15 protein-coding genes are annotated in these 14,183 nt (G+C 61.2%); 11 read left to right on the top strand and 4 right to left on the bottom strand.

Annotated features, from left to right (window positions below; translation table 11 throughout):
- Nucleotides 1-5: 5 nt before the first annotated feature.
- On the bottom strand, nucleotides 6-1,091 hold the full coding sequence (locus ACGLWX_RS17550) for a PA0069 family radical SAM protein (protein ID WP_396241673.1): 1,086 nt from the start codon (nucleotides 1,089-1,091) through the stop codon (nucleotides 6-8).
- Nucleotides 1,092-1,271: 180 nt separating this feature from the next.
- Here ACGLWX_RS17550 and ACGLWX_RS17545 point away from each other — a divergent pair, with 180 nt between their 5' ends.
- The 5 genes from ACGLWX_RS17545 to ACGLWX_RS17525 all read left to right on the top strand — a co-directional run bounded on the left by ACGLWX_RS17545 (nucleotide 1,272) and on the right by ACGLWX_RS17525 (nucleotide 4,891).
- Nucleotides 1,272-2,714 (top strand): alkaline phosphatase, encoded by a 1,443-nt coding sequence (locus ACGLWX_RS17545; RefSeq protein ID WP_396241671.1) that lies wholly within the window; start codon nucleotides 1,272-1,274, stop codon nucleotides 2,712-2,714.
- Nucleotides 2,715-2,826: 112 nt separating this feature from the next.
- Complete coding sequence (locus ACGLWX_RS17540) at nucleotides 2,827-3,270, top strand: hypothetical protein (protein ID WP_396241670.1); 444 nt, start codon at nucleotides 2,827-2,829, stop codon at nucleotides 3,268-3,270.
- A 169-nt stretch (nucleotides 3,271-3,439) separates the two neighbouring features.
- Nucleotides 3,440-3,823, top strand: coding sequence for a nuclear transport factor 2 family protein (locus ACGLWX_RS17535; protein ID WP_252109711.1), 384 nt, complete (start codon nucleotides 3,440-3,442; stop codon nucleotides 3,821-3,823).
- Nucleotides 3,824-3,890: 67 nt separating this feature from the next.
- Entirely contained in the window at nucleotides 3,891-4,451 is a 561-nt protein-coding gene (locus ACGLWX_RS17530; protein WP_396241668.1) for a cysteine hydrolase family protein, read from the top strand.
- On the top strand, nucleotides 4,448-4,891 hold the full coding sequence (locus ACGLWX_RS17525) for a hypothetical protein (RefSeq protein ID WP_396241666.1): 444 nt from the start codon (nucleotides 4,448-4,450) through the stop codon (nucleotides 4,889-4,891). Before ACGLWX_RS17530 ends, ACGLWX_RS17525 begins: the two co-directional genes overlap by 4 nt.
- Nucleotides 4,892-4,905: 14 nt before the next feature.
- Here ACGLWX_RS17525 and ACGLWX_RS17520 read toward each other — a convergent pair whose 3' ends face one another.
- Complete coding sequence (locus ACGLWX_RS17520; protein WP_396241664.1) at nucleotides 4,906-5,214, bottom strand: AzlD domain-containing protein; 309 nt, start codon at nucleotides 5,212-5,214, stop codon at nucleotides 4,906-4,908.
- Nucleotides 5,211-5,933, bottom strand: a complete 723-nt coding sequence (locus ACGLWX_RS17515) for an AzlC family ABC transporter permease (protein WP_396241662.1) — start codon at nucleotides 5,931-5,933, stop codon at nucleotides 5,211-5,213. The genes ACGLWX_RS17520 and ACGLWX_RS17515 overlap by 4 nt, the downstream gene beginning before the upstream one ends.
- 182 nt (nucleotides 5,934-6,115) lie before the next feature.
- Here ACGLWX_RS17515 and ACGLWX_RS17510 point away from each other — a divergent pair, with 182 nt between their 5' ends.
- The 6 genes from ACGLWX_RS17510 to ACGLWX_RS17485 all read left to right on the top strand — a co-directional run bounded on the left by ACGLWX_RS17510 (nucleotide 6,116) and on the right by ACGLWX_RS17485 (nucleotide 13,099).
- Nucleotides 6,116-7,252 carry a C4-dicarboxylate TRAP transporter substrate-binding protein gene (locus tag ACGLWX_RS17510; RefSeq protein ID WP_396241660.1) on the top strand — a complete coding sequence of 379 codons (1,137 nt, stop codon included), beginning with the start codon at nucleotides 6,116-6,118 and terminating at the stop codon, nucleotides 7,250-7,252.
- A 61-nt stretch (nucleotides 7,253-7,313) separates the two neighbouring features.
- Nucleotides 7,314-7,943 carry a TetR/AcrR family transcriptional regulator gene (locus tag ACGLWX_RS17505; RefSeq protein WP_252109705.1) on the top strand — a complete coding sequence of 210 codons (630 nt, stop codon included), beginning with the start codon at nucleotides 7,314-7,316 and terminating at the stop codon, nucleotides 7,941-7,943.
- Nucleotides 7,940-8,440, top strand: a complete 501-nt coding sequence (locus ACGLWX_RS17500) for a TRAP transporter small permease subunit (RefSeq protein WP_252109704.1) — start codon at nucleotides 7,940-7,942, stop codon at nucleotides 8,438-8,440. Before ACGLWX_RS17505 ends, ACGLWX_RS17500 begins: the two co-directional genes overlap by 4 nt.
- Nucleotides 8,441-8,450: 10 nt before the next feature.
- Nucleotides 8,451-9,758 (top strand): TRAP transporter large permease, encoded by a 1,308-nt coding sequence (locus tag ACGLWX_RS17495; RefSeq protein WP_396241658.1) that lies wholly within the window; start codon nucleotides 8,451-8,453, stop codon nucleotides 9,756-9,758.
- A gap of 23 nt (nucleotides 9,759-9,781) precedes the next feature.
- Nucleotides 9,782-11,008, top strand: a complete 1,227-nt coding sequence (locus ACGLWX_RS17490) for an amidohydrolase family protein (protein WP_396241656.1) — start codon at nucleotides 9,782-9,784, stop codon at nucleotides 11,006-11,008.
- A gap of 249 nt (nucleotides 11,009-11,257) precedes the next feature.
- Complete coding sequence (locus ACGLWX_RS17485; RefSeq protein WP_396241654.1) at nucleotides 11,258-13,099, top strand: autotransporter domain-containing protein; 1,842 nt, start codon at nucleotides 11,258-11,260, stop codon at nucleotides 13,097-13,099.
- Nucleotides 13,100-13,210: 111 nt separating this feature from the next.
- Here the strand turns inward: ACGLWX_RS17485 and ACGLWX_RS17480 are convergent, their stop codons facing one another.
- Nucleotides 13,211-14,149 carry a hypothetical protein gene (locus ACGLWX_RS17480; RefSeq protein ID WP_396241652.1) on the bottom strand — a complete coding sequence of 313 codons (939 nt, stop codon included), beginning with the start codon at nucleotides 14,147-14,149 and terminating at the stop codon, nucleotides 13,211-13,213.
- Nucleotides 14,150-14,183: the final 34 nt, after the last annotated feature.

Here is a 14,183-nt window from a genome sequence, read left to right as displayed (position 1 = left end):
GTTGGCTAGTCGAACAGGTCGCCCTGAGCGCGGGGCGGCTTGAAGTCGCGGGTATTGAGGCCCTGCTCGGCGCGGGGCTGCATGCCCCACTGGCGGCTGGCGCGCTTGAAGCGCTGCTCGATCATGTCGACGAACACGCCTTCACCGCGAAAGCGCTTGCCGAACGCTGCCTCGTTGGTCTTGCCACCCCGGCATTGGCGAATCAGGCTCATCACCTTGTCGGCGCGCTCGGGGTAGTGGGCCACCAGCCACTCTTCAAACAGCGGCGCGACCTCTCGGGGCAGGCGTAAAAGCATCCAGCTTGCGGTGCGCGCGCCGGCGCCGCGGGCCGCTTCGATTAGCCGCTCGATTTCGTGGTCGGTCAGCCCCGGTATCACCGGCGAGATCAAAACCCCCACCGGCACCCCGGCAGCACTGAGTTCGCGAATCACCTTCAGCCGCGCCTTGGGCGAGGCCGCCCGCGGCTCCAGGGTGCGCTTCAGGTCGCTGTCCAGGCTCGTCAGACTCACCAGCACCCGCACCAGCCGGTGCTCGGCCATCTGTTTCAAAAGACCCAGATCGCGCAGTACGAGGCTTCCCTTGGTCACCAGCGTGACCGGGTGGCGGCATTCGAGCAAAAACGCGAGCAGGCGTCGGGTAGTGCGGTATTTCGCCTCGATCGGCTGGTAGCAGTCGGTGTTGCCGGAAAGATTGATCGGCCGGCAGACGTAGCCGGGTTTCGCAAGCTCCTCGCGCAGGTGATCGAGCATGCCGGTGCGCGCAATCAACCGGGTTTCGAAGTCGAGCCCCGGCGACATGTCCCAATAGGCGTGGGAAGGGCGGGCAAAGCAGTAGATGCAGCCGTGCTCGCAGCCGCGGTAAGGATTTAGCGAGCGATCAAAGGAGAGATCCGGCGAGCCGTTCCACGAAAGCGCGCTCTTGCTCGGCTCCTCGCGTACCTCGGTGGCAAGGCTTAAAGGGGCGTGTTCCTGCCACCAGCCGTCAGGCTCCTCGACGCTGACACTTGGCGCGAAGCGGTTGTGCGGGTCGAACGTCGCCCCGCGGCCCTTGTGAACGATCCTGCCCGGGGGCAGGGCGCGTGAATCCGCCATGACGCTCTCCGATCGGCAATGAAATTGTTGTATAAATATACAGTATATGGCTGGTCACGCTAAAGACAACCGCTGGGCATGGTGAACGGGGTGTCATTGAAATGGGGCTAAACGTTCATCCCGCTGTCATCTGGCATCACTAATTTAAGTCTCTCTTAATCAATGACTTGGACGAACAGCATGGTCGCTTTCAAACGCTGCGCGCTCGCGCTTGCTCTAGGATCCGTTTTTGCCACGTCGGCGCTTGCCCAGCAAAACAGTGCAAAGAACGTCATTTTGATGATCACCGACGGCGCGGGTATCGAAACCTTCCGCGCCGCTAGCTACTACCGCCATGGAGGGCTGGGGCACGAAGTGTACGATGACTTCGACACCCAGGTGTTTGCCGCTACCTACCCGCTGACCACCGCGACCGAGCCGACCATGAGTGACGAAGGGGCGGTCACCTTCGACCCCGAAGCGCTTTGGAGCGCTGAGGCAGCCGAAGGCGTTGGCTTCGAGGGCAAGCTGGGCGACTACGGCAGCTATTTCGCCGGCTACAACTACGCCCGCGAGAACTTCACCGACAGCGCCGCCGCCGGTACGGCGCTGGCCACCGGCCAGAAAACCTACAACAGCGCCATCAACTGGTCGAACAACGACGAACGGATGAAGAACATCGGCGAGTACGTGGTCGAAAGCGGCCGGGCGCTGGGCGTGGTGAGCTCGGTGCAGCTGAGCCACGCAACGCCCGCCGCGTTTCTGGGCCACAACGCCAGCCGCAACGAATACGCAGCACTCGGTGAAGAGATCATCGATTCCGGCCTTGCCACCGTGGTGTTCGGTGCCGGCCACCCCTATTTCGACGACGCCGGTAACGCGGTCGAAAATCCGGACGAAAACGCCTTTCGCTACGTGGGCGGCGAAGCCACCTGGCAGCGCCTGGTCGACGGCGACACCGATTACCAGCTCATCGAAAGCCGCGACGACTTCGAGGCGCTGGCAGATGGCGAGCTGACCCTCGAGGGCGACAAGGTGCTGGGCGTGGCGCAAAACCACGCGACGCTTCAGTTCAATCGCCCGGGCGTGGCCGCCGGTGACCTGCTCGACAACGTGCCGAGCCTGCCGACGCTGACCCGTGGCGCGCTCGAGGTGCTCAAGCAAAACGACGAAGGCTTCTTCCTGATGGTCGAAGGCGGCGCCGTCGACTGGGCCGCCCACGCCAATAACCTGCCGCGCCTGGTTGAGGAGCAGGTCGATTTCAACGAGGCGGTCGAAGCCGCAGTCGAGTGGGTCGAGACGAACAGCGACTGGGACGAGACGATGATCATCGTCACCACCGACCACGGCAACGGCCTGCTGCAGGGCCCGGATTCGGATCAGAACGTCTACAGCCAGGTCGTAAGCCAGGGCACAGGCGCGCTGCCGCTGGTGCGCTGGCACTCGGATAACCACACTCGCGAGCTGGTGCCGCTTTACGCCCGGGGCGCTGGCGCCGACTACTTCCTCGACGTGGCCCAGCGCGATGGAGGGCTCTCCACCTACAACGTGGACGAAAACGCCCAGCAGTGGGTGGACAACACCGACGTCTTCCGCGCCGCGATGAGCGCACTCGGTATCGACGAAGACAGCGACGCACAGTAACGCGCTTGCGAAAGCACAAAGCCCCCGGCGAGCCATCGCCGGGGGCTTTGCGTTGGGCGTGTTTTAGAGTGCCTTCGATACACGTATGCTAAAGGTTTTGCCGGGAGCACACATGCACGCCTTTTCGATCATCGCGATTCGCCTTCTCGCCGTTTATCTGGTGGTCAGGCCGCTAATGGCGATCCTCTCATCGCTACCTGCGGCCTTCGCCTCGGCGGATGAAATCGAGTCCTGGCGGATACTGTTCACCGCCAGTCTGCTGCTGCCGTTTTTACTGGGCGCGCTTTTGTGGTTCAAGGCGCCGGCCCTTGCGAAAAGACTCCACCCCGGCGAGCCGACAGCGGAAAACGCGGTAGGTGAGGCGGGGCTCGTGCGCGCGGGCAGCTTTCTTATCGGCGTCTATCTCGTGGTGCAGCACTTGAGCAGCGTCATTTCGCGCTGGCAGTGGGGTGGGGGCCTCGATGCGGGCTCGCTTGTCGCGCTTTTGTTAGGGCTGGCGCTGATGCTCGGGGCCACCGCCATGGCGAAGCTCTTTGAGCGATTTCGACAATTTTGATGAATCGCGGAACTCGCCATGCGCTCGCGTGTCGATTTGGGTAAGATAGTACGCGCTACATCTTTGGTATAAGAATGATGGGCTTGCAAAGTCACTGTCGTAAAAGGTCACCGCCGTTTGAGCCCGCGGCATCAGGTCACCGACATTGGTTAAAGAGGTCGTTAGTCATATGAGAACTCCCCATGACGTGCTCAACGAGTGGATGCAGGCAATCAATAACGCCGACGTCGAAACCCTGCTATCGCTCTACGATGAGAACGCCGTACTAATTCCTACCTTTTCCAACCGTATTTCCAACACCCGCGAGAAGCACCGCGACTATTTCGAGCGCTTGGGCGCCCGCCCGGGTCTGAGCATTACGCTGCACGAAAAGACCCTGATCATTCAGGAAGTCTCAGAGACCATCGCCGCGCTGACCGGCCTCTACAACTGGCGTTTTGAGGTCGAAGGCGAGCTTCTGAACTTCGAGGCGCGCTTTAGCTACGTGGTCGATCTTTCGAAAGAAGCGCCGATTTTGCACCACCACTCTTCGCAAATCCCGCGCATGTTGTAAGGTTGTCGGCAAACGAAAAACGCCAGGCTATTCGAGCCTGGCGTTTTCATTTTTAACGGGCTTATTCATGTTCGAGCTTCCTGCTCTGCTCATCATCGACATGCAGCGTGGCATGAGCGACCCCGCCGCCGGGGCTCGCAACAATGCCTGCGCCGAGGCGAACATCGTGCGCTTGCTCGGCGTGTGGCGTGATGCAGGTGCCCCCGTCGTTCACGTACGCCATATCTCCCGCTCTCCGGATTCCCCTTTCTGGCCGGGGCAACGCGGCGCCGAGTTCCAGCCGGCGCTTGCGCCACGGGAGGCCGAGCATGTGGTCGAGAAGAACGTCCCCGATGCCTTTATCCATTCGAATCTCGAGCGCTGGCTGCGCGTGCGCGATATTCAGCGCCTGGTCATCGTGGGGGTCAGCACCAGCAACTCGGTGGAGGCCAGCGCGCGAAGCGCGGGTAATCTCGGCTTCGATGTCGCGGTCGTTCATGACGCCACCTTCACCTTTGCTAAACGTGACTACGCTGGAGTGGAGCGCACCGCCGACGACGTTCACGCCATGTCGCTTGCGAACCTGGAGGGCGAGTACGCACGCATTCGCTCGACCGACGAGATACTTGGCGAGGTCACCAAAAAATGATCGAACTGGCACTGGCGAGCATGTCGATATTCGGACTGGGCGACTGGATGTGTACCTCGAGCGCCGAGTACGAGGACGGCATGCAAGAACACATTCAAAGCCATGTCTCGACGACGCGAAACCTCGACTATGAAGAGACGCTGATGCTCGAGTACCAGCAGGGTGACGACGATGCGCGCTCGCGGCTGCGGGTCTTCGTCAGCGGCCATAAGGAAGTGGCCGGGCATTCGTTTATCGCTTACCCGGAAGAAGTCGAACTCAGCGTCGAACTCGATGAGATCGGCCTACTGACCCCGGCGTTTCTCGAATCAAGCCGCGCTTTCTACCAGGCGCCCTCGGCGCCGATCGAAGTGGTCGCTCTCGATGAACATGCCATGACCCTGCGCCTCAAGGAGACCGGCGAAGAAACGACCTGCCAGGCGGTGAGCGCAGGGGCATAGCGTTTTTTCAAGCGCTAGAACAGCCAGCGCCAAAGCGCTGCGCAGACGATGCCCACGGCGATGGAAACGAGCGGACTTTTTAACGCGACCGCCACCAGGCCCGCCGCAAGGGCGGCGACGCGAGTGGCGTGATCGCCGTGGACGATCATCGGCGTCAGGATGGCGATGAGCACCGAGCTTGACATGGCGTCGATGAAAAGACGTACGTTCGGTCCAAGCGTCAGGCGCGCCATGACGATCAGCCCCAGCACCCGCGAGCCATAGCCGATGACCACCATGATCGAAATGGCCGCAAGCGACGACCAGACGGCCGGCGTGTTCATTGGCTCACCTTCATGGCCTGGTATCGTGCAAGCAGTACCGCGACGGCCCCACCGGTCAGCGCCCCCACCATGACGTGGAGAAAGGGCGGCAGCCACCAGTACGCCAGCAGCGCGCTGGTGCCCGTCGCAAGCCAGGGCAGCACCATGAACGCCCGGGGCCGGTTGCCGATGACGATCACCAGCAAAAAGCAGAGCATGATCATATCGAGCCCGAAGCGCTCCGGATGAGTGATGCCACCGCCGAACATGAGCCCCGCACCGGTCCCCAACACCCAGGCCGCCCAAAGTGCGATCCCGCCGCCCAGCAAAATGCCGACGTTGCGCTCGCCCTGCTGGTATTTGGAAAGCGCAAGCGCCCAGTTCGAATCCGTGACCAGGAAAATGACCGCAAACCTCTTCAAGGGCGGTAACGGCGCAAGCCAAGGATAGAGCGAGGCGCCCATCAGCATGTGCCGGGTGTGAATCGCAAGCGTCGTACCCGCCAGCGCCAGCAGGGGAAGCGGTGCATGCCAAAGTTCCAGCGCGGCGAACTGCGAAGGCGCGGCGAATACCATTGCGCTCATCGACAGTGCTTGCCACGCGGCGAGACCGTGGTGCGAGGCCGCCACGCCGAAGGCGAGCCCAAAGGCGATGGTAAAAAACGCCAGTGGCAGCATCAGGCGGATGCCTTGCCAGGTTCCGGCGATAGTAAGCGTTGTCTCGTTTTGTTTACCCATCATGGATTTACCGGCAATGAGAGAAAGCTCCTCAGAAAAAACAAACAGGCCTGCTTGTTTTTATTTATTCATAAGTTTAGATTCGATACTGCACTAACGTTGTAAAGTTTGAAACTTGCAAGCGTTATATACGTAATAACATAACATTAATAATGATGGTTTAACTCGCTCCAGGAAACCTGATTATGAACTTCAAGCGTACTTCACTCGCGGTTGCCGTTTCTGCATTCGTCCTGCCCGCTTTAAGCGTTACGGCCCAGGCAGAAACGTCTTTCATCGCTAACTCCTTCTACGATCAGCAGCACCCCCATTCACGCTACGGCTATATCGAGTGGGCAGAGATGGTCGAAGAGCTCTCCGGGGGAGACCTCAAACCCGACGTCTATACCGGTACGGTGCTGCTTGCGCCTCGTGCCAGCCTTCAGGGCATTCAGGACAACATCGTCCAGGTCGCGCACCATGCGGCTATTTATACGCCGTCCGAAATGCCGGTCGCCAACGCCGTACAAGAGCTTGGCTTCAACTATGCCGACCCGCTGGTGAGCATTCTCGCCGTTACCGATTTCAGCATGAACAACCCGACTCAGCTGGCGGAGTGGGAAGATCTCGGTATCGTTTATCTGGGCGCCTACAGCACGCCGCCCTACGTCATGTTCTGCCGCGAGCCGGTACGTAATCTCGAAGAGCTGCGCGGCAAGCGCATTCGCACCGCAGGTTCGACCGTATCGAATTGGGTGGAAGAAGCGGGTGGTACGCCGGTCAACGTGCCGTCCAGCGAAATGTACAGCGGCCTCGACCGCGGCTCGCTGGACTGCGCGACCAACGCGGCCAATGACCTGATCGACCGCTCGCTGTGGGAAGTGGCGGAACACACCACGCTCTTGCCTACCGGCATGTACTGGTCCGGCCCGCAGTGGGGCTTCAACGAGGGCTTCTGGGCCGGCTTGAGCGATGAAGAGCGCGATGTCTTCAAACAGGCGACCGCCCAGGCCATGACGCGCATGGTGGTTCAGTTCATCAGTGCCGCGGAGTCCGCCATCGAAGAGGCGAAAGAGCACGGCAACAACGTCTACGAGCCGGAAGAGGACCTGATGGCTTCCGTCGAAGCCTTCCGCGAAAAAGCGCTGTCGGATGTTTACGACAAGGCGCGCGACGAGTACGGCGTGGAAGACCCCGAAGCGCTGATCGACGATTTCCTCGCCACCATCGACAAGTGGCAAACCCTGCTGGAAGGAGTCGATCGCACCGATGAAGAAGCGCTGGCTCAATTGGCGATGGACGAAATCTACAGCAAGCTCCCGGCGGATTACGGCATTTATTGATTTGACGTAGAGTGGCTTTTTTAAAGCCAGCCAATATCTACAAGATCGATAAGGGACCGTCATGACGAAGCGACAGAATCAGGAAGAGCGTTCACGCAATACCCAGGCGCGCGTGATGCAGGCAACGATCGAATGCGTCCTCGCCAAGGGCATTCGTGACACCTCGACCGTGGATGTCGCTCGTCAGGCCGGTGTTTCTCGAGGGGCGCTGGTTCATCACTACCCGTCGAAGACGCTGTTGATGCAGTCGGCGCTGGAGGACCTGCTCAACCGCGAGGTCGAGAGCGTTCGCCAACTGACGATCAGCGTGCGTGAAGGAAACTTCGATTTCGACAGCCTCTTGAGAGTACTTCACGAGCACTTCAAGGGGGATCTGTACATGGTGACGCTTGAGTATCTAAGCGCCGCACGTACCGACCCCGACATCATGAAGGTGCTCATTCCCCTTGCAGCCAGGTTCAACGGTTCGTTGGAAGCCATCTGGGAACAGCTGGTGGCAAGCTCCAGGCATACATCGCGGCAAAACCGCGTGGCGCTGAACGCCACGCTTTGCATGATGCGCGGCATGGGCGCGCAAAGCATATGGCGCGACGACCCGGAGCTTTACCGCGACATGCTGATTTTCTGGAGGGATGCCCTCATCGAACTTGGCTTTTCATCTTCCCCGGCGAAGACAAGAGAGACTGTATGATCGCGCGCATCGTTGAATCCTTGAGCCAATGGGTCGCCAAGAGTGCGCTGGTACTGGCCGCGCTGTTTCTGATCCTGATGGCGCTTCACGTTTCTTTGGACGTGGCGCTACGCTTTTTCTTCGGCAAGTCCTTCACCGGCACCCTCGAGTTTGTCTCGTTCTATTACATGGTCGCGGTGGTCTTTCTTCCGATTGCCTACGTCGAGCTCCAGCGCGAGCACATCAGTGTCGATGTCGTCGTGGGGCGCCTGCCCGCGGGAGTGCAGCTGGCGTTTTATCTCTTTGCGGGTTCGTTAGGGCTGATCTACTTCGGCATGCTTTGCTATCAGAGCTATCTGGACGCTCTGCGGGCCACGCTGCGCCAGGAAACGGCCATGGCCAACTTCACGTTCTACCTGTGGCCCAGCCGCTGGGCGCTGCCGGCCGGCTTCGCCGCCATGTGCCTGGCCATTCTCGCCAACATGATCAAGGCAGTGCGACTGCGCCAAGCCCTGTAGGAGCAACCCCATGAGTAATATTGAGATAGGCGTGGCAGGCATTGCCATCGCTTTGGCCCTGATCGCCCTGCGCGTGCCTATCGGCATCGCGTTGGGACTTGTATCGATTCTCGGTATCGGCGAGATGACCAGCATGCGCGTGGCCTGGGGCATGATTTCCGCCACGCCGTTCGATTTTGCCGGCACTTGGGAGCTAACCGCTGCCCCCATGTTTTTGTTCATGGGCTATCTGTGCACGACTACCAACATGACCCAAGGGCTCTTTCAGGCGATGCGGCTTTATCTGGCGCGCCTTCCCGGCGGGCTTGCGGTGTCCAGCGTCATGGCCTCGGCGTTTTTCGCCGCCGCGTCGGGCTCGAGCGTGGCCACCTCGGCGGCCATGTCGCGCATCGCCGTGCCGGAAATGCTCAAGCACAACTACGACAAGGGCCTGGCCACCGGCACCGTGGCGGCGTCGGGTACGCTGGGTTCGCTCATTCCGCCAAGCGTACTGCTGGTGCTCTACGGGGTGTACGCCCAGGTCTCCGTGGGTCAGCTTTTTATGGCGGGCTTTCTGCCCGGCGTGCTGTCGGCGCTTCTCTACATCGTCATGATCATGGTGCGCACCAAACTCAACCCGAGCCTGGCGGGAGACGCTAACGTGCGCTCGAGCTGGAGCGAGAAGTGGGACGCGTTCAAGAACATCTGGCCGCTGCCGCTTCTGATTGCTCTGGTGCTTGGCGGTATCTTCACCGGTATCTTCTCGCCGACGGAAGCCGGTGCCGTGGGAACGACCATTGCGGCGGTCATTGCGCTGGCACGACGCACGCTCACCGTTGCCGCCGTGCGCGAGGCGTTGACGCAAACGGCGGTGAGCACCGCCAGCATCTTCATCATTCTTATCGGCTCGCTTTTTTTCACCCGTTTTCTGGCGATGAGCGGCGTGCCCTCGGCGTTTTCCGAGCTGATTCTAGGCGTGAGCACCGAGACCTGGTGGATCATTCTGGCGGTTGCGCTGATCTACCTGGTTCTTGGCATGTTCATCGACTCGATCGGTCTGCTGCTGTTGACCCTGCCGCTGATTCTGCCCCTGGTGGAAGGCGCGGATCTCAACCTGGTCTGGTTCGGCATCATCGTCGTCAAGCTTCTGGAAGTCGGGCTGGTCACGCCGCCCATCGGGCTCAACGTATACGTGATCAAGGGCTCGCTGGGTAACAGCGTCAGCTTGAACGAGGTCTTCAAGGGCGTGAGCTGGTTCATTCTCATGGACATCGTCGCGCTGCTGCTCATCGTGCTGATCCCCGCACTTTCTCTCTATCTTCCGCAGAAAATGTTTTGACGCATTCACTCCAAGGAGCACCCATGTCCACTATTCGTTTCATCAATGCCAACGTCATCGACGCGCGCAGCGGTCAGGTACTGGCGAACCACGAAGTGCGTATCAAGGAAGGCCGTATCGACGCGGTCAGTGCCACCCCGCTCGAGGGCAGCGACGATCAGGTGATCGACGTTAAAGGGCACTACTTGATGCCCGGGCTCGTGGATTCTCACGTCCACGTCACCGCGATCACGCCCAACTTCGCGCTGCTGGGCACGCTGTCACCTTTCTACGTGGGCGCCAAGTCATCGGAGCTGCTTGAAGCCATGCTGATGCGCGGCTTCACCACCGTGCGCGACGCCGGCGGGGCAGACTACGGCCTGGCCCGTGCGGTGGACGAAGGCGCGCTTCCCGGCCCGCGGATCATGTACGCCGGCCGCGCGCTCTCTCAAACCGGCGGCCACGGCGACATGCGCGGGCCGGGTCAGCAAACGTTCGAAGGCTGCTTTTGCTGCGCCGGCCTTGGCCGCGTGTGTGATGGCGTGAGTGAAGTACGCCAGGCCGCCCGCGACGAGATCCGCAAGGGCGCCACCCAGATCAAAATCATGGCCTCGGGCGGCGTCGCTTCACCCACCGACCGTATCGACAGCACCCAGTTCTCGTTGGAAGAGATCGACGCCATCGTCGAGGAAGCCACCGCTGCCAACATCCACACCATGGCCCACGCCTATACGGCGCGCGCTATCAACCGGCTGATTCCGCGCGGCGTGAAAACCATCGAGCACGGCAACCTGATGGACGAAGAGAGCTGCCGTCTGTTCCTCGAACACGACGCCTACCTGACGCCTACGCTGAGCACCTACGATGCGCTGGCGCGCGAAGGGGTCGAGGCGGGCATGGCCGAGGAGCTTCAGCGCAAGGTGTTCGAAGTGCTCGAGGCCGGCGGCAAGGCGCTGGAAATGGCTCAGGAGCACGGCGTGAAGATGCTTTATGGCTCCGACCTGCTCGGGCGCATGCAGGTCCATCAGCTCAATGAGTTCAATCTGCGCAAGGATGTGGTGCCCGCCGACGAGCTGATCCGCGCCGCGACCAGCCACGCCGCGGATGCCTACGGCTGTGTAGGCGATTTCGGCGAAATCATTCCCGGCGCCCGCGGCGATGTCATCATCCTCAAGGACAATCCGCTGGACGATATCACCGTGCTCACCAAGCCCGACGAGCAGCTGTTGATGATCATGAAAGCGGGCGTGGCGTACAAGAACGCGCTTTAAGCCTGCCGCAGAATTTAAAAAACCGCCGGCGCGATTTCGCGTCGGCGGTTTTTTTATGTGAAGCGGGCGAAATCCCGCCGTGCTGATCGACGGCAGACCTTCTTGCAGCGGGCAGGGCGCTGTGCCATAACATCAGACATCGCTAAACGTTACTCGCTGCCTAAAGCTCCGGTCGGCGATCGCTCAGCGAACTACAACCTGTAACCTGCAAACTGCAACCTATAACAACAGCCATCAGGGATCACTGTCATGCCAACGTTTCGCTACCGGCGCTTGGCGCTGAGTATTCTCGTCGCCGTCAATGCCTTGCCGCTCTCGGCGCTTGCCGCCACGACGTTCGATGAGTCCTTCAACGATACCGTCTTTTTTGGCGATAGCCTGACCGACAGCGGCTACTACCGTGAACCCATCGCGCGTCTGCTGTCGCTGCCGCCCGGCCAGCGTGATTTCGTTGGGCGCTTTACCGTCAACCCCGGGCCGGTGTGGGCCGAGCGTGTCGCGGGCCACTTTGGCGGCAATGCCGCTCCTAGTAGCGCAGGGGGTAACAACTACGCCGCCGGCGGCGCTCGAGTAACGGCGCCTTCGAGCGTTCTTTTTGGCGCAGCACCGCCGCTAAGCGACCAGGTCGCGAGCTATCTGCAGGCGACCGGCGGCGTCGCCGATGGCGATACGCTTTACGCCGTTTGGGCCGGCGCCAACGACCTGTTCGCGGTAAGCGCCGGGGGCGATGCGGCCAGCATCATCTCTGATGCCGCCGTGGGCACCGCCCAGGCCGCTGCCGCGCTCGAAAGCGCCGGCGCGCAGCACGTGCTGCTGTTCAACATTCCCGATTTCGGGCTGACGCCACGCTTCAACGGCGACCCGGCCACCCGCGCCGGTGCCACCGCGCTTGCCGATCAGTACAACGAAACGCTCTACGCAGCGGTGGCGGCCAGCGGGGTCGATGTCATACCCGTTGATACCTTCTCGCTGCTACAGGAGGTCGCCGCCGAACCCGGCCGCTATGGTTTTACCAACATTACGGAGTCCGCCTGTACCCAGGCGCTGCCGCTTTGTAATCCCGGTACGCTGGTAGCACCGGAGGCCGGTGAGCGTTACATGTTCGCCGACGAGGTTCACCCCACGCCCGCCACCCATCGCATCATCGGCGAGGTCGTGGTGTCGATGCTCGAGGCGCCGCAGCTTCAGCAACTGGTGACTCACTCGGCGGTGCTAACCGGGCGAACCCGCGCTAACCGGGTCGCCGAGCACCTGAATGCCGTACCGCTGGATAACGGCTTGCGCTGGTGGGGCGATCTTCGCGCCGAGCGCCAACAGCCTGATTCGAGCGATCTGTATGATGCCAACATGCCCTCGGGGCTTTTGGGCGTGGACTGGTATCAAAACGGCTGGGTGATGGGCGGGTTCGCAGGCTACGGCGATCAGGACGCCGACTTTGGCGGCGGCCGCGGAAGCTTTCAGCGCCAGGACACGACGCTTGGATTGTTCACCGGCTGGTACACCGACAGTGCCTGGGCCAACGCCCAGCTGAGCTACTCCTGGCTCGATGTCGATATCGACCGCGATATTCAACTCGGCAGCGCCACTCGACGCCACAGCGGCTCCACGCAGGGTGAAAACCTGACGGCGGCGCTGAATGCCGGCGTCGATGTGAGCGCCTTCTCCATTGCCGGAAGCGATGTGAAAACCGGCCCCATCGCCGGACTCACTTGGCAGCGCGTCGAGCTCGACGGCTTCGATGAAACCGAGCGCTCCTCGACGGCGCTTACCTATCCCGACCGCGACGTCGACTCGCTGGTGGGCCGTCTGGGCTGGCAGATCCGACGCGACGGGCCGACGTTCAATCCCTACCTGCAGGTGAGCTACAACCACGAATTCGAAAAAAGCGATGGCGCCAGCGCCACCCTGCAAACCCTGCCGCAGCTGGGCGATTACCGCGTACCCCGGCTCGATCTGGACCGCGACTACGTCGAGCTGGATTTAGGCGCTCGCGCGACGCTCGGTGGGATCGACGCTCAGATCGGTGCCAACGTCGATGTCGACGACGCCCGCAGCAGCGCGCTGTTCTTGAGTCTGGGTAAGCGCTTCTGAATCGGTAGGCAAGTCCTGGTGGCCCGGTGTCTTTAAGCGGCACGGCCACACCTCGGAGTGCGGTGAGATCGTCCCGCTTCGAGGTGTGGCCGTTGATGCGCGATGGCGCCGCTACACTTTGATATCGATACTGACCGAGGCCGTGGCTACATTGGCTGTCGAGGTCGGCAGCAGCTGGCCTAGGGTCGAGTAGAGCGCGTGGGATTCTGCCTTGGCGAGCGAATGGTCGACCTTGTCCATCTCTTCTTCAGCTTGTTTGAGTTCACGGCGTGCCTCTTTCTGCTCCTCGTGCAGGTAGATCTTTAGCTCGCTGGCCGCCTCCTGAAACGCCTTTTTCGCATCGGTCAGAATTGAGCGCAGCGCGTGTTCGCTTGCGCTAATGGTTGTGGAACGTTCGGCGCCTGGCGGCGAGAAAGAGGGCGCCTGCGTTAACACATCCGGTGGCTCGAGCGACTCCTTGCGCTCCTGCTCCTGCTCCTGCGCTTCAAGCCGCTCGCTGTCGCTGGTGGGTTCCTCGGTGGTGGTCGCCTCGGCGCTTTCGAGCGTCGCGTTGGCGGCGTCGATATCGCTCTCGACGCTGCTTACCTCACTTTGCGCGTTCGCGTCGAGCGGCACCGATACGCTGGCGTGGCCGCTTTGGGCTGCGTTGACCGTGGGCGTCATGGTGGGGCCGGCGCCCGCGCCACCGCCTGCACCGCTTAGCTGGCGCGCCGCCGCCCCCATCTCCCGGGCAATGGATTTGAGTTCACTGGCCATGGCCTTGAGTTGTTCCGGCGAGGCAAAGCGCATCAGCGCTTTCAGCGACTCCAGCCGCTGCTTCAAAAAGCCCACCTTTTGCGACGCATTCTGCATCGCCGATTCCTTGGGGCTTGGCAGCGACGCCAGCGCTTCAAACGCTTCTTTCTGTTTCTTGAGCCGTTTAGTCTGAGGGTCGTCCGTGTTGAGAGCAGCCACTGACAGGGGTTGGCCTGTTACCCGCGCCGCGCTCGGCCCGGCTGAAGGCTCACGGCGAGTATTGATCATCATCAGGTTGGAAAATCCGATCTTCATGGCCGAGCCCTCTTTTTATTAATAGAATCTATCG

Origin of the sequence: Halomonas sp. HMF6819 (assembly GCF_044335525.1) — a bacterium.
Taxonomy (GTDB): domain Bacteria; phylum Pseudomonadota; class Gammaproteobacteria; order Pseudomonadales; family Halomonadaceae; genus Vreelandella.
This window is presented reverse-complemented; position numbering and strand designations above follow the sequence as displayed.